Here is a 15,243-nt window from a genome sequence, read left to right on the forward strand (position 1 = left end):
GCGCCGTTCAGGCGCGCCGGTTGACCAGCACGATCCCGGCCAGCACCAGCACTGCCGCCACCGCAAAGCGCATGCCGACGGCGTCGTGCATCAGCACCACGCCGAAGGCGACGCCGAACAGCGGCGTCAGGAAGGAAAACACCGACAGGCGCGACGCCAGGTACTGGCGCAGCAGCCAGAACCACGTCAGGTAGCTGGCGAAGGCGATCAGCACCGACTGATAGAACAGGCTGGCGATCACCATGCCATCCACGCGCGCCTGCAGGTGCTGGCCCGCGGCCATCGCCATCGCCAGCAGCATCACCGCCGACACCGCCAGCTGGTAGAGCAAGGTCTTGCTCGGCGCCGCCGAAGCCAGCTTGCTGGCGCGGACCACCACGGTGGTGGCCGCCCACAGGAAACCCGCCACGATACCGAGCGCATCGCCCAGCAAGGTGCTGCCGCCATGCGCGGCCGGCGCGGCGATGCCGTCGGCGAAGGCCAGCGCCATGCCGCAGAAGGCCAGTCCGACGCCCAGCCATTGCCCGCGGCGCAGCCGCTCGCCGGCCACCGTCACATGCAGGCCGAGTGCCGTGAAGATGGGCGCCGTGTAGAGGAACACCGCCATGCGCGAAGCCGTGGTGTGGCCGAGCCCGACGAAGATGCAGAAGAATTCGGCGCCGAACAGCAGGCCCGCCAGGAGCCCTGCGCCCAGCGTGCCGTCCCGGCTCCACAGCGGAATGCGGCGCCAGGCCGCGAAGCCGAACACCAGCAACGCAGCCACCGCCGAACGCACGCCCGCCTGCAGCACCGCCCCCATCAGCGGCGCGGTCGCCTTGATCACCACCTGCTGCAGTCCCCAGGCCAGGCATAGCAGCACCATCAGGCTGACGGCAGTGCCGTCCAGCGGGCGGCGGTTCAGCACGGACGCGCCCACTCAGGGGCGTGCCGAGTCGCGCGTGGAGTGGCGCTCGATCAGTTCGATCTTGTAGCCGTCCGGGTCTTCCACGAAGGCGATCACCGTGGTGCCGCCCTTGACCGGACCCGCCTCGCGCACGACATTGCCGCCGGCAGCGCGGATGCGCTCGCAGGCGGCCGCCGCGTCATCGGTTTCCAGCGCGATATGCCCGTAGGCMGTGCCCATCTCGTACTGCTCGACACCATAGTTGTAGGTCAGTTCCAGCACGGCCGTCTCGGATTCGGGACCGTAGCCGACGAAGGCCAGGCGGTACTTGTATTCCGGGTTGTCGCTCTGGCGCAGCAGTTGCATGCCGAAGATGCGGGTATAGAAGTCGATCGAGCGCTGGAGGTCGCCGACGCGGAGCATGGTGTGGAGGAGACGCATTTTGGAATTCTGGTTGGTGGGGKGAGGGCTGTATTTTAGACGGGATGGGGAATGGGGGTTTGGGGGCAGGGTGATGGGTTTTGGTCTTGATTTGGTGTTTTTCCACAGAATCAAGGGGTTAGTCTCGGTGGTATAGGCTCTTGGTGGAGGGGCTTGTGGCTTGTGGCTTGCGGGTTGGCTCCTGCGCTTCAACTGCGTTGGCTTGGTGTGCTGGTGTCTTGCGGTTGGTGCTTGTGTTTCGAAGTCAAAGTCAACTTCAAAGTCAAAGGCTTTCGCTCCCCCGGAGCGACCTACTTTCTTTTTTCCGAAAAGAAAGTAGGMAAAGAAAGCGGACTGCCTGGCCGGCAGGGGCAGAGCCGAACAGTGTTACTGAGGCTGGAGGTTTCGTGGTGGGGCCTGTGGTTCCGCTGGATTCGTGGTGGCGCTGCATGATGGTGTGGGCCCAGGTAGGTCAAGCTGCTGCCGCGACCGGGGCGGATGGGCACGTCATGGGAACGGCGCTGGTTTCGCGGTGGGCGCGGTGGCCCCTGTGTGAGCTCAGTGAAGTAACCCAGCGCACCCGCGGCCCGGTCCACCAAGCCCACCACGAAACCATGACAGTGCTATGCCGTGGTGGCCAAGGCCGGTAACGGCAGATGGCCGCACAAGCAGTGCGCCCGCCATCATAGGTCTGACCCCGAAACCGACAAGACCCGGAGCTTAGTGGCCGCCCGCACCGGTAACGGCAGGATGCGCGCAGAACCAAGAACCCCACGACGAAACCAGAAACACAAGAAATCCCAATGTTTCTGCCCCTGCCGGCCAGGCAGCCCGCTTTCTTTGCCTACTTTCTTTTCGGGGAAAAGAAAGTAGGTCGCTCCGGGGGAGCGAAAGCCTTTGACTTTGAATTTAAAGCCTTTGAATTTAAAGCCTTTGACTTCGAAGTTAAATAATTAGGCTAGGATATCACCGCATCCAATGCCAAATCCAACACCAAAAATTAAAATCAGTAACCGCCCCCAAGGCGCCCAACCCTACAACAACGAATCCGCCAGCCGGCAAAGATTCTGCCAGGTCCGCCTCCGCAGCGGCCGGCGCTGCCAGACCTCGCGCACCACCTGCGCGCTGTTCGCGAAGTACCGTTCCTGGATCTCCCGCATCCGCGCCACGACCGCGCGGTCGTAGATCACCAGCGCAGCCTCTGCATTCAAGGCAAACGAGCGGATATCCATATTGGTCGACCCCACCATCGCGACCTCGTCGTCGATGGTCACGTGCTTGGCATGCAGGAAGGCCGGCTTGTACAAGTGGATCAGCACCCCCGCATCGAGCAATACGCCGAAGTAGGCCTCCTGCGCGGCCTGCGTGAAGCGCTGGTCGATCCGTTGCGACAGTACCAGGTGCACGRCCACGCCGCGGTAGCAGGCGAGTTGCAGGGCTTGCAGGAAGGCCTCGTCGGGCACGAAGTAGGGGGTGGTGATGACGATCCGTTCGCGCGCGCGATGGACCATGCTCACCAGCGCCATCTGCGCGTTCTGCGTGCCGTAGCCGGGGCCGCTGGGCAGCATCTGGGCTGTGTGCGTGCCCTCGGCGCGCAGGGCGGGAAAGTTCTCGGGCGCGAAGCCGCCGTCCGGGGTCTCGCCGGTCTCCAGGTAGCGGTCGGCCAGGAACAACGCCTGCAGTTGCCCCGCCACCGGGCCGGTCACGCGCGCCACCAGTTCCTCGTTGGGCAGGCCGGGCATGGATTCGGCATCGATCACGTTCTGCGAGCCGATATAGCCGACGCTGCCGTCCACCACCAKGATCTTGCGATGGTTGCGCAGGTCGAAGCGCGCGCTCTTGCCCTTGAGCACGGCGCTCAGCGAGCGCATCGGCAGGGCCTGTATCACCTCCACGCCGCCCTGGCGCAGTTCGTCCGAGAACGCGCGCCAGCCGGCGCGGGCGCCGAGCGCATCCAGCAGCAGGCGGCAGCGCACGCCGCGTGCGCTGGCGCGCAGCAGCGCATCGGTCATGGCGCGCGCGGTGGCGTCGGCGGCGTAGATGTAGACCAGCAGGTGAACCTGGCGCGCGGCGCCGTCGATGTCGGCGATCATGCGGGCCACCACGGCGTCATAGTCGTCCATCAGTTCCACCGCGTTGCCCTGCATGGGCCAGTAGGAGCCCAGCCGCTCGATCAGGGCGGCGGCGTCGGCGGCTACGCCCGCGGGCAGCGGCTGCACCGGCGCGAAGCGCTCCAGCGGGCCGCGCACGCGCTCGATGCCGCGGTTGATGCGCAGCAGCTTCAGGCGGCGCGATTTGGGATAGTAGATGCGGCCGAACAGCGCGTACAGCAGCAGGCCGAGCCATGGCAGGAAGAAGATCAGCAGCAGCCAGGTGCGCGCMGCCGCCGGCGCGCGACGCTGCGGCACATAGACCAGCATGGTCAGGCGGATCAGCCATTMGGCCAGCGTGAACAGCGAGGGCCACCACCACAGGTCGGCGGCGATGCCGCCGGGCAGCGCCGAAAGCCAGCCGGCGGGTACCGCKGGCAAGAGCAGGGCAGGAAGGTCGGTGGACAGGGAGGCTGGCATGAGGCTAGGACTGCAGGCGGGATCGCAGCGTCGGGAAGCGGAGCGCCAACCATACCAGAGCCGTGCGGCGCGAGGATGCGGACACTTCCGCCGCCGTCGCGCCGCGCGCCATGCGGGTCAGCGCAGGCCTACTTCTTCGTCACGTCCTTGTTCGCCTTGTTGCCGGTGGCCTTGTTGTACTGTTCTACGTACTCCTCGAACAGCTTGCGGATCGAGCGGCCGATCTTGACGTAGTCCGACTCGTTGAGATTGGCCAGCGACACGCGTCCGGACKGGTKGCGCGAAAGGTCAGGTTTGGTCATGACTTGCTCCACGGAAAGGCTTGTTGGCGAGGGGCCAGGCCGGGACGGCRCCGTCGCGCCGGCCGCACTGGTCCGKAAACAGAAAACCGGAAACGGAGAACCGGAAACCGAGAACCGGAAACCGAGAACCGGAAACCGAGAACCGGAAACGGAAACGGAAACGGAAGAGGGGAGACGGGCGACAGGCAACAGGCAACAGGAAAGAACGCGAAGGCCGGCGCGCTACACCAGGCCCACCACCAGCGGCCCCAGCAGCGTCAGCAGCACGTTGGCCAGCGCATAGGTGATGGCGAAGGGCACCGTCGGCACCGGGCTTTCGGCCTTGTCGAGGATGCCGCCGAAGGCCGGGTTGGCGCTGCGMGAGCCCGACAGCGCGCCCGCCAGCAGCGCCGCGTTGTCGTACTTGAGCACGTAGCGGCCGAACAGCATGGTCAGGAACAGCGGCAGCAGCGTCACCACMGCGCCCAGCAGGAAGATCGTCAGCCCGCTTTGCTTGAGCGTGGTCACTGCCTGCAGCCCGGAGTTGATGCCCACGATGGCGACGAAGGCCGCCAGCCCGAAATCCTTGAGCAGCTGGCAGGCCGCGGTCGGCATGGCGCCGTACATGGGATGCTTGGAACGCGCCCAGCCGAACACCAGCCCGGAGAGCAGCGCGCCGCCGCCGGAGCCCAGCGTCAGCGGGATCGAACCCACCCGCCACACCAGCAGGCCGATCAGCAGGCCTACCAGCACGCCGGCGCCGAAGTAGACGAAGTCCGTCTTCTCGCTCGGCACCAGTTCATAGCCCGCCGTCCTGGCCGCGCGCGCGGTGTCGGCCGGGGTGCCGTAGAAGGTGATGATGTCRCCGTGCTGCAGCTTCAGCTCGGGCAGGATCGGCAGCGGGTGGTCATAGCGCTCGATATGCTCGATATACACGCCGTGCCGCTGTTCGCGCTCCACCATGCCGATGATCTGCGCGATGGACTTGTTGTTCATGTCCTTGTGGGTAAACACAGCGCGCCGCGTCTGCATCACCACGCCCATGCCCTCGGGCTCGGCCACCTCCTCGCCGACCACCAGCGCAGTGGGCACCATGGCGTCGCGCCGTCCCACCATCAGGACCAGGTCGCCGGGCTGCAGCACCAGCTCCTGCGTGACCTCGACCGCCTTGCCCGCGCGCATCACCTTTTCCACCGTGACCAGGTCCTCGCCCTTGGTCTCGATCTGCGCCACCGTCTTGCCAGCCGCGCCGGTCACGCGGAACACGCGCCCCACCAGGCGCGGCAGCGCGCCGCGCTGGCCGGGGCCGAACTGCGCCACGCCACCGTGCATGGCCGCCTCCACCTTCTTGGCGTCGGTCTTCAGGTCCGTCTTCATGAAGCGCGGCAGGATGTTTACGCACACGATGATCGCGCCCAGCGAGCCGAACACATAGGTCACCGCATAGCCGATCGCCACGTTGGACTGCAGCACCTTCACCTCTTCGGCCGACAGCCCGAGCTTGGTGATGGCGTCGCCCGCGGTGCCGATGATGGCCGACTGCGTCATGCCGCCGGCAGCCAGCCCGGCGGCCAGGCCCTTGTCGAGGTGGAACAGCTTGGCCAGGATCACCACCGTGGCCAGGCCCACCACCGCCATGAAGATCGCCATGGCGATCTCGCGCAGCGAGCTGCGGTTKAGCGAGTTGAAGAACTGCGGCCCGCTCTCGTAGCCCACGGCATAGATGAACACGGCGAACATCACCGCCTTCACGCCGTTGTCGATCTCCACGCCCACCTGGCTGATGACCACCKCCGCCAGCAGCGAGCCGGCCACGCCGCCCAGCTGGAAGCGCCCGAAGGTGATMTTGCCGATTGCGTAGCCGATGGCCAGCGACAGGAACAACGCCGCTTCGGGAGACTTCTGGAAGATGCCGTGCAACCACTCCATGCCTTGCTCCTGCTGCGTGAGAAATCGGTCGGGCCCGCCGCGGCGCGCACTTGCCCGGCCGGCGCGGTCTTCAATGCGCCAGCGAGCCGGCCACCGCCACCGCGATCGGTCCCATCAGCGGCAGCAGCACATTGGAGATCGCATAGGTGATGGTGTAGCCGATCACCGGCGTGCTGTTGCCCGCCGCGCTGGTCAGCGCCATGATGGCCGGCGTGCTGCATTGCTGGCCCGCCACCGCGCCGAGCAGGATCGGCGCCTCGATCTTCAGCCAGCGGCCGATCAGCAGCGACAGCGTCGCCGGGACCAGCGAAATCAGCACGCCCGCCACCGGCAGCGCCAGGCCATAGGTCTTCACCAGCTTGATCGCGTCCGGTCCGGCCGACAGGCCCACCGCCGCAATGAAGGTGGCGAGGCCGAAGTCCTTCAGGATCTCCGCGGCCGGCGAGGGCAGGGAGCCGATCAGCGGCATGCGCGCGCGCAGCCAGCCGAACGCCAGGCCCGAGACCAGGCAGCCGCCGCCGGTGCCCAGCGTCAGGTCCACGCTGCCCAGCTGCACGTCCAGCTTGCCGATCAGGATCCCCAGCAGCACGCCAATGCCGAGGAACACGAAATCGGTCTTGATGGTGGGCACCACGCGGTAGCCCAGCTCCGGCACCACGCGCTMCACCGCCTCGGACKGGCCGCTCAGGCTCAGCACGTCGCCGCGCTCCAGCACCGTGTTGGGCAGGGGCGGAATCGGGCGGCCGACGCGGCTGATGCCGTCGACATAGACGCCGCGGCCCAGGCCCACGTCGGCCATGCGGCGCAGCGCGGCCAGCGTCAGGCCACTGATCTCGCGGCGCGCGAGCAGCACGTCCTGCTCCACCTGCACCACCGTGTCCATGTCCGCGTCGCCGGCCGTGTMGAGGATCTCGGTGCCGGTTTCCTGCACGAAGCGCACCATCGCCTCGCGCCGGCCATAGGCCAGCACCACGTCGCCGATATGCAGGACTTCTTCGGGCGCGGGCTTGAAGGTCACGCCGTTGCGGCGGATGCGCCGGATCGTCACGCCCAGCGATACTGCCTGTTCGGCCTGCAGCACCGTGCGCCCGGCCGCGTCGCGCACCGACAGCAGGCGGCCCACCAGCGCCGGCAGCGCGGCGTACTGGCGCGCGCCCATGTCGCCTTCGCCACCGAGCTTGCGCCACAGCGCGGCGGCCGCCTCGCGCAGGTCGATGCGCATCAGCCACGGTGCGACCTGGCTGGTGAATAGCACGATCGTGATCAGCCCGAACAGGTAGGTGACGCTGTACGCCGTGACGATATTGGTCTGCAGCTCGCGCACGCGGTCGGCGGAGAGGCCCAGCCGGGCAATGGCTTCCGAGGCCGTGYCGATCACCGCCGACTCCGTCGCCGCACCGGCCAGCAGCCCGGCCGCGGTGCCCTGGTCGAGGTTCAGCACCACCACCGCCAGCGACATCAGCGCCAGCACCGAGGCCACCTCCACCAGCGAGAGCAKGCCGATGCGCCAGCTGCGCGCCACGTTGGCAAAGAACTGCGGACCACCGGTGAAGCCCAGCGCGAAGATGAACAGCGCGAAGAACACGTTGCGCACGTCGGCCTCGAGCCKCGCGCCGCTCTGGCCGATCACCAGCGCGGCAATCAAGGTGCCGCAGATGCCGCCGAGCTGGAACGGGCCCACCTTGACCGCACCCACGGCGTGACCCACGGCCAGCGCCAGGAACAGGGCGATCTCGGGTTGCGTTGCGAGCAGACGGACGATGGTTTCCATGAGGCGGCCAGCCGTGCGGAGGGATCACTGGTCCATGGGGCGCCCGCGCAAGGCTGCGCGCGGCACGGATATTCGCCGGGCCCGGCCTCGCCGGCCGGCGGCACGGGATCGGCGTGGGCCATTATCCCTGCCGTCACTTGGCGCGCGTGCTGAAAGCTTTTGTTTGTGATTTAAGCGGCGTCGATGTGCCGCGTGGGGCGCAGGGATCAGCGCATTCCTGCCGGCCGATGGATGGCGGGCGCATCGCGGCATCGCCCGGCGCGTAGGTCGCGCATGCGTGGATCAGGGGGCGTGGAGCAGCCGCGGGCCGGGGGCGCTTGCCGCGAGGCGCGGGCAGCGGTGTGGCTCAGGCCGGCGTTCGGCCTGTCTTGCCGGCGCTGGCGCCGGGCTCCGTGAATCCCKACGCAAAGGCCGGGGAAGCGATGCGGTTGAGTACGCCGCGCAGCGCGCTGGCTTCGGCCTGGCCCAGCGAGGCTTCGAAGCGCGCCTGCGCTTCGCTCCATAGCGCCCGCGACTCCTTCAGCTTGCTCTTGCCGCTCGTCGTCAGGCTGACGCGGCGGCTGCGCCRGTCATTCTCGTCGGGCACCAGTTCGACATAGCCATCGCGCGCCAGCGGCTTGAGCGTATGTCCGAGCGCGGAAAGGTCCATCACCAGCGCATMGGCCAGGGCCCGCATGGTGGGACGGTCGGCGCGGTCGATCTGGGATAGCAGCGCGTGCTGCGTGGCGCGCAGGCCGCTCGGTGCCAGCACGTCGTCGTAGAGCTGGCCCAGCCGGCGCGCGGCCCGGCGCAGTGCGGCGTTGTTGCAGATCGGCTCGCTCGGTGCAGGGGAATTCATGGTGAGGTCAGGCCCGTTCGCGGAGGTGGAAATCGAGTTGTGGCGCAGAGTGCGCTTGACGGCGCCCAAGGGAAAACGCCGGCAGGCCGTCTTGTTGACAGCGGCGGGCACCATCCATATAGTGGCATATGCCTGTAATTAAAACATCCCGGCAATACCCGCAGGGGTGGCCGGAGTGGCAGGGACAGGCTGCCCCCAAGCCGGGAATTCTAGAGGAATTCGCCTGCGCCCGGGCTCGACGCAATGCACGGTTCCCGGACAATACCCATGAATGATCGTCTCGCACAAGCCACTGCTGCCGCAAGCCCCGCCATCCCGGCCCCGCCGGCCGGCGCCAGTGCCGCCCGGCAACGGACCGAGCTGATGCTGCGGGCGCCGGTCCTGCCCACGCTGTTGCGCCTCGCCGCGCCCAACGTCGTGGTGATGCTGGCGCAGGCCACGGCCAATTTCCTTGAAAGCTACTATGTGGGCCGGCTGGGCGTGGAGGCGCTGGCCGGTGCCGCGCTGGTCTTCCCGCTGGTCATGCTGGTGCAGATGATGTCGGCGGGCGGGATCGGCGGCGGCATCTCGTCGGCCATTGCGCGCGCGCTCGGCGCAGGGCGCCAGCAAGACGCGCAGTCGCTCGCCCTGCACGCCGTGGTGATCGCACTGGTGCTGGGACTGGTGTCGACGCTGGTCGTGGTCCTCGGCGGAGCGCAGATCTATACGATGATGGGCGGACGAGGCGAAGCGCTGAAGGCAGCCCTTACCTACTCGAACGCCATCTTCGCGGGCGCGATCTTCCTCTGGCTGCTCAACACGCTGGCAAGCGTGCTGCGCGGCACCGGCAACATGAAGCTGCCGGCGGCAGTACTGACCGGCGGCGTATTCATCCTGCTGGTGTTGTCGCCGGCATTCATTTTCGGCTTTGGCCCGATCCCCGCCATGGGCATCGCGGGCGCGKGGCTGGCACTTGTGGCGTACTACGTCATCKGCACGGTCGTGCTCATGTGGAGCCTGCTGCGCGGCAGGGGCGGCTTCCGCCTGAGTTTCAGGCACCGGCTTCGCTGGTCGCAGTTCGCCGAGATCCTTGGCGTGGGCGGCGCCGCCGCACTGAACAATACGACGGCCAACCTGGCGGTCACGCTGGCGACGGCATTCGTCGCCGCCATGGGCACGAGGGAGCTGGCCGGCTTTGGCCTGGGCATCCGCATCGAATACCTGCAGATCCCGATCGTGTTCGGGGTCGGCTCTGGCATGGTGGCGATGATCGGCATGAACACGGGCGCCGGGCAACTGGAGCGGGCGCGCGAGGTTGCCTGGAAGGGCGCCTGTATCGCCGCGCTGGCCACCGAAGTCGTCGGGCTGGCCGCGGCCGTGTTTCCCACCGCATGGCTGCACCTGTTCTCGACGGATGCGGAGGCGGTCGCCACCGGCACCACGTATCYCAGGATCGTGGCGCCGGCCTATGGCCTGCTTGGCTGCGGGCTGGCCCTGTATTTCGCCTCGCAAGGGGCGAAGCGGATGCGCTGGTCCGTGATCGCCGGCATCGGCCGGGTGGTCGTGATCGCGCTGGGCAGCAGCCTGGTGGTGCAAGTCTTCGGCAGCAGCCTGGCGGCGCTGTGCGCGGTGCTGGTGCTGGCCTTTGCCGTATTCKCACTGCTCAATGCGGTGCCGTGGATGGCGGCGCCGGCGAAGCGATGACAGGTGCGGGGCAAGGCCTGGCGGCCGCGCCGCTGCGACCGGTGCCTTGCGCATGAAGGGAGCCGGCCTGCCCCGGTGCCGCCGCCCGGCGCCGCAAAACAAAAAACCCGCCGTGCTCGAAAGCACTGCGGGTTTTTCGTTGGATCTGGTGCCCGGGGTCGGACTCGAACCGACACGCCTTGCGGCGGGGGATTTTGAGTCCCCTGCGTCTACCTGTTTCACCACCCGGGCGGAGTGGATGCCGGCGGCCTGGACCGGAAACCGGCTTGCCAGCGGCGCACTGAGCCGGGAATTATGCCGCAAATCCCGCGCGCCCACAACCGGACGCCGGGCGGCGGGCAAGCCTAGTCGCCGCGCCTGCTCCGGGTGGCGCGGCTGCGGTCGTAGTATTCGGGCGGCTTGCGGGCGATCCAGCGGATGAAGTCGGCCATGGCGGGGTGGGCGCGCAGGCGGTCCCAGTCATGGTAAGTACGGGCAAGTTCGGCCTCGGTGAATACGGAGTGGATCTTCTGGTGGCAGACGCGGTGCATGGCCACGGCGTCGCGTCCACCCTGGCTGCGTGGCACGAGGTGGTGCAGGTCGATGCTGGGGCCGGGTGCCAGCGGCCGTCCGCACAGGGGGCATGGCGCGGCGGCGGCAGGGGCGCCGGCGGGCGGACCTTGCTGGTGGTCCTGACCGGCGCGCAGATGGCGTTTGACGACCATGAACGGGGCGTGGCTGGAGGGATAGGCGCAAGCGGCCACAACTGGCCGCAACTGGCGGATGTCTCCGTCCGATTCCGGGAATCTTCCGGCTGGAACGCCGCCTGCGAACTCGGATAGCATTATTGCCGCCGCAGCGCCCGCCGGGCTACCGGGATCGTCCCGGATCTGCCCGGCGCGTGCGGTGCAGGCAAATTCTTCCCCCGCAGGCCGCTACGCCAAGACAACAAGAGGCGGCCTCGGTCCAATCGTCCCGGAGACCTATGTCCAACCCTTCGTCCCTCGCCAGCCTCGCAGAGCTGCCGTCGCAGGATCCCGCCTTTTTCGAACGCGAGTACAACAACCGGGCCATGGTGCCGGACAACGCCGCCTACATGGCCCAGTGGGCCGAGCTGTCGCGGCAGGTGCGCGAGCGCGACGGCTGGCTCGAAGATCTGAGCTATGCCGATGCCCCGCCCGGCCCGAACGCAGCGGCCGAGCGGCTGGACTATTTCCCGGCGCACGCCGCCGCATCGAAGGGCAACGCGGGCAATGCCGGCCATGCCGGCCATGCGCCGCCGCTGCTGGTGTTCCTGCATGGCGGCTACTGGCGCGCGCTGGACAAGCGCGACCATAGCCTCGTAGCCAATGCGCTGCCGGGCTGCGGCGTCTCGGTGGCGGTGGTCGGCTACTCGCTGGCACCGGCGGTGGCGGTGCCTGCCATCCTGCTGCAGGCGGCGCGCAGCGTGGCCTGGCTGTACCGGCAGTCGGAGCGGCTCGGGCACGACCGGTCCCGCATCTTCGTCGCGGGGCATTCGGTGGGCGGCAACATGGCGGCGATGATGCTCGCCACGCACTGGCCGGGCCTTGGCGCCGACCTGCCTGCCGACCTGGTCAAGGGCGCGGTGTCGGTCAGCGGCGTGCACGAACTGGAGCCGCTGCGCCGCGCGCCGTTCCTGGCCAACCTGTGCCTGTCGGAGCAGGACGTGGCGCGCATGTCGCCGGCCCGCCTGCTGCCGGCCACGGCGGCGCCGCTGGTGACCGCGGTGGGCKAACTGGAATCMGGCGAATACCAACGCCAGAGCGCGCTGCTGCGGGCCGCCTGGCCAGCCAATGCATCGGTGCCGGGCGCCGTGCATTTACCGATGCCGGGCAAGCACCATTTCAGCGTGGTGAACGATTTCGCCGAGCGGGACAGCCCGCTGCTGCGGGCAGTGCGGCGCATGATCGGGGTGGACTGAGGCGCCTGATCTGCCGAGGCCCCGCAGGCGGGAATGGGGAGCCAGCCGGCGCCGCGTCGATGCCAGATGGCTGCCGCCGCCCTCCCATCGCAGGGGAGAGGGCAGCAAACCTTCGCCATCGGGGTGCGGCTACTTCCCTTTCGCGGGTTCGCTCCAGAGCTGGTCGAGAATCACCTCCAGCGCCGCGGGCAGGTCGCCATCGCCCTGCGCGGGGTAGGCGAGGCCGGCCGCGGGCGCCAGCTCCGGGTTGCCATGCATGGCGAATTCCGCGGGGCGCGAAGCCACGGGCGGTTGCGCCAGCGCACGGTCATAGATCAGATTGCCTTCCTTGAAGGTCTGCAGCACCTTGATGCTGGCCAGGGTGTCGCGCGGCACGCTCAGCGGATTGGCCGACAACACGGCAAAGTCGGCCAGCTTGCCGGGCGTGATGCTGCCCTTGGTGTTTTCCTCGAAGTGCTGGTACGCGGCCCAGATCGTCATGCTCTTGAGCGCGGTCAGCGGATCGAGCCGCTGGCCCGCGCCAAGCACGAAGCCGCTGCGCGTAGTGCGGTTGACCGTGGCCGAGAGCACGCGCATGGAATCGGGCAATGCCACCGGGGCGTCGTGGTGGGAGCTGACCCGCATGCCGGCATCGACCACCCATTTCATCGGCGAGATATTCTCCGCGCGCTGCGGTCCCAGCACCGACTGGCGGTGCCAGTCGCCCCAGTAGTAGGTATGCATGGGGAACAGCGAGGGGAAGACGCCGAGCGCCTTCAGCTCCGGCACCTGGTCCTTGCGCAGCGTCTGCCCGTGGACCAGCACCGGCCGCACGTCCACGCCGGGGTTGGCCTGCTCGGCCTTGCGCATGGCGGTGATCATCTGGTCGATGGCGCGGTCGCCGTTGGCGTGGGTCAGTACCTGCCAGCGGTGCGACAGCGCCTTGTCGTAGACCTCGAAGACCCCGGCGTCCTTCACCACGCCATAGCCGGCATAGTCCGGCTTGTTGCCGGCYGGCACCTTGAAATACGGCCGGCTCAGCCACGCGGTCTTGCCCTGCGGCGAGCCGTCGAGCGTCAGCTTGACGCCGCCGATGCGGAAGTGGCCGGTGTACTGGGGCGGCTCCGTCACCGGATGGAAGAAGGGCGCCTGCATGAGGGCCTCCGCGCCGGGCTTCAGGATGTCCGGGTAGGACACCACGTCGGCCTGCAGCACGCCTTTTTGCGCCGCGGCCATGGTGGCCTTGACCTGGGCCGGGGCGGTGCGCCCGTCCTGGAGCGTGGTGTAGCCATGGCTGACGTAGAGCTTCTGGCCGGCAGCGAGCATGGCGATGGCCTCGGCTTCGCCAAGCCTGGGGAACAGCCTGGCCAGCGCGAGGAAGAAGGCATTCTCCTCCAGCACGCCGTCCGGCTCGCGGCTGCCGGGGCGCCGGCGGATCACGCCGCCGTCGGGATCGTTGCTCGCGGCGCTGATGCCGGCCATCTCCAGCGCGCGGCTGTTGAGCGCGCCGAAATGGCCCGACTGGTGCACCAGCGCGACCGGCATGTCGGTGGCCACGGCGTCGAGGTCCTGCCGGGTCGGATGGCGCTTTTCCCTGAGCTGGGAGTCGTCATAGCCAAAGCCGAACAGGACCTTGAGGTGCGCCGGCATCGGGGACTGGCGGCGAAAGTCGCGCAGCGTCTTCTGCAGCTCGGCAATCGATGCATTCGGGCCGTCGGGCGGCGGCAGCAGGTTGGCGCTCTGTGCCTGGAAGCCGACCATGGTGACATGGCCGTGCGCGTCGACAAAACCGGGGATCAGCGTGCCGCCGTTGAGATCGTTCATGCGCGTGGCGCTGCCGCGGTACTGCATGATTTCGGCGGCGGAGCCCACCGCCAGGATCTTGCCGCCCCTGGACGCCACCGCTTCGGCAGCGGGGATCGCCTCATCGATCGTCACGACTGCCCCGTTGTGCCAGATCGCGTCCGCCACCACCGGCGGCGGTCCGGGCGGGGCGCAGGCGCTGGCGAGCAGGGCGGCGGCCAGGGCCTGCGCGGCCCTGGCGGCGGGATGGGAAGTCTTCATTGCGGGATCCTTGCGGCGGCCAGCGAACGCCCACGGGCGGCTGCGCCATTGTCGGCCGCGAGCGCGCCGAAAGAGCGCCATGCCAGGTCCGGTCGATTTCTTTCATGACGCGCGACGATAACGTTTAATTCTCTCCCGCCCGCCCGCCCGCCCGCCCGCCCTCCCGGCCTTCGGTCCTCAGCCCTCCAGCACGCGTAGCAAGGACGACGTATCGTCCTTGCCCCAGCCCTTCTCCATCAGCGTGGCGAGCTGGCGCGAGGTGGCCTGCATGGCGGGCAGCGCCAGGCCGAGCTGCCMGGCGATCTCCGCCGCCAGCCCGAAATCCTTGTCGTGCAGGCGCGCTTCGATGCCGGCGGCGAAGTCGTGCGCCACCATCTTCGGCCCCATCAGGTCCAGCATGCGGCTGCCCGCCATGCCGGTGGCCATGGCCTGCAGCACGCGGGTGCCGTCGACCTGCTGCGCCTGCGCGAAGCGCATGGCCTCGGCGATGCCTTCGATATTCACCACCTGCGCGATCTGGTTGCACAGCTTGGCCACCTGGCCCGCGCCGCTGTCGCCGATATGGGTGATGGTCTTGCCCAGCAGCGCCAGCAACGGGCGCACGCGCTCCAGCACCTCGGCCTTGCCGCCCGCCATGATGGTCAGGCTGGCCGCCTGCGCGCCGGCGGTGCCGCCGGACACCGGGCAGTCCAGCGCCTCGATGCCGCGCTCGGCCAGCCGCGCGGCGATCTCGCGCGTGACGATGGGCGAGATGGTRCTGTGGTCCACGCAGACGGTGCCCGGCGCCGCGCCCTCGATCACGCCGTGCTCGCCCAGCAGCACCGCGCGCACGTCTTCGGACGAGGTCACGTTGGTGAACACCACCGCCGCGCCGCGCGCGGCCTCGGCCGGCGTGGCGCACGGC

The 15,243-nt window shown here is 68.4% G+C and carries 12 protein-coding genes, 1 tRNA gene and 1 pseudogene; 3 read left to right on the forward strand and 11 right to left on the reverse strand.

Annotated elements, in window-relative coordinates:
- Nucleotides 1–7: 7 nt before the first annotated feature.
- Nucleotides 8–862, reverse strand: coding sequence for a DMT family transporter (locus AC1DKV_RS36950; protein ID WP_441624079.1), 855 nt, complete (start codon nucleotides 860–862; stop codon nucleotides 8–10).
- 54 nt (nucleotides 863–916) lie between these two features.
- Nucleotides 917–1,324 carry a lactoylglutathione lyase gene (gene gloA, locus AC1DKV_RS36955; protein WP_441624075.1) on the reverse strand — a complete coding sequence of 136 codons (408 nt, stop codon included), beginning with the start codon at nucleotides 1,322–1,324 and terminating at the stop codon, nucleotides 917–919.
- A gap of 782 nt (nucleotides 1,325–2,106) precedes the next feature.
- Between gloA and AC1DKV_RS36960 the strand changes: the two genes are divergently transcribed.
- Nucleotides 2,107–2,256, forward strand: coding sequence for a hypothetical protein (locus AC1DKV_RS36960; RefSeq protein ID WP_441618618.1), 150 nt, complete (start codon nucleotides 2,107–2,109; stop codon nucleotides 2,254–2,256).
- A gap of 81 nt (nucleotides 2,257–2,337) precedes the next feature.
- Here AC1DKV_RS36960 and cls read toward each other — a convergent pair whose 3' ends face one another.
- From cls to AC1DKV_RS36985, 5 genes and pseudogenes are all read right to left on the reverse strand, one after another.
- On the reverse strand, nucleotides 2,338–3,873 hold the full coding sequence (cls, locus tag AC1DKV_RS36965; RefSeq protein WP_477139368.1) for a cardiolipin synthase: 1,536 nt from the start codon (nucleotides 3,871–3,873) through the stop codon (nucleotides 2,338–2,340).
- 128 nt (nucleotides 3,874–4,001) lie between these two features.
- Nucleotides 4,002–4,157 (reverse strand): annotated as a pseudogene (locus tag AC1DKV_RS36970) (bifunctional aspartate transaminase/aspartate 4-decarboxylase); the annotation flags it as partial.
- A gap of 240 nt (nucleotides 4,158–4,397) precedes the next feature.
- Nucleotides 4,398–6,083 (reverse strand): aspartate-alanine antiporter, encoded by a 1,686-nt coding sequence (gene aspT, locus AC1DKV_RS36975; RefSeq protein ID WP_477139369.1) that lies wholly within the window; start codon nucleotides 6,081–6,083, stop codon nucleotides 4,398–4,400.
- 70 nt (nucleotides 6,084–6,153) lie between these two features.
- Nucleotides 6,154–7,854 (reverse strand): aspartate-alanine antiporter, encoded by a 1,701-nt coding sequence (aspT, locus tag AC1DKV_RS36980; RefSeq protein WP_477139370.1) that lies wholly within the window; start codon nucleotides 7,852–7,854, stop codon nucleotides 6,154–6,156.
- 346 nt (nucleotides 7,855–8,200) lie between these two features.
- Complete coding sequence (locus AC1DKV_RS36985) at nucleotides 8,201–8,692, reverse strand: MarR family winged helix-turn-helix transcriptional regulator (RefSeq protein WP_477139371.1); 492 nt, start codon at nucleotides 8,690–8,692, stop codon at nucleotides 8,201–8,203.
- A 267-nt stretch (nucleotides 8,693–8,959) separates the two neighbouring features.
- Here AC1DKV_RS36985 and AC1DKV_RS36990 point away from each other — a divergent pair, with 267 nt between their 5' ends.
- Nucleotides 8,960–10,375, forward strand: a complete 1,416-nt coding sequence (locus tag AC1DKV_RS36990; protein ID WP_477139372.1) for an MATE family efflux transporter — start codon at nucleotides 8,960–8,962, stop codon at nucleotides 10,373–10,375.
- Nucleotides 10,376–10,521: 146 nt separating this feature from the next.
- Here AC1DKV_RS36990 and AC1DKV_RS36995 read toward each other — a convergent pair.
- Nucleotides 10,522–10,606 (reverse strand) — tRNA-Leu (locus tag AC1DKV_RS36995).
- Nucleotides 10,607–10,719: 113 nt separating this feature from the next.
- Complete coding sequence (locus tag AC1DKV_RS37000) at nucleotides 10,720–11,079, reverse strand: HNH endonuclease (RefSeq protein WP_441618630.1); 360 nt, start codon at nucleotides 11,077–11,079, stop codon at nucleotides 10,720–10,722.
- A gap of 260 nt (nucleotides 11,080–11,339) precedes the next feature.
- On the opposite strand from AC1DKV_RS37000, the gene AC1DKV_RS37005 reads away from it, so the two are divergent.
- A complete protein-coding gene (locus AC1DKV_RS37005) occupies nucleotides 11,340–12,296 on the forward strand; it encodes an alpha/beta hydrolase (RefSeq protein ID WP_477139373.1) in 957 nt (318 codons plus the stop codon).
- Between the two features lie 129 nt (nucleotides 12,297–12,425).
- On the opposite strand, the gene AC1DKV_RS37010 is transcribed toward AC1DKV_RS37005, so the two are convergent.
- A complete protein-coding gene (locus AC1DKV_RS37010; RefSeq protein WP_441618634.1) occupies nucleotides 12,426–14,339 on the reverse strand; it encodes an amidohydrolase in 1,914 nt (637 codons plus the stop codon).
- 177 nt (nucleotides 14,340–14,516) lie between these two features.
- The coding region (locus AC1DKV_RS37015) for an NAD(P)-dependent oxidoreductase (protein ID WP_477139374.1) at nucleotides 14,517–15,243 on the reverse strand (727 nt) is incomplete at its 5' end.

The sequence above is a fragment of the Cupriavidus sp. 05T41 genome (assembly GCF_056396525.1).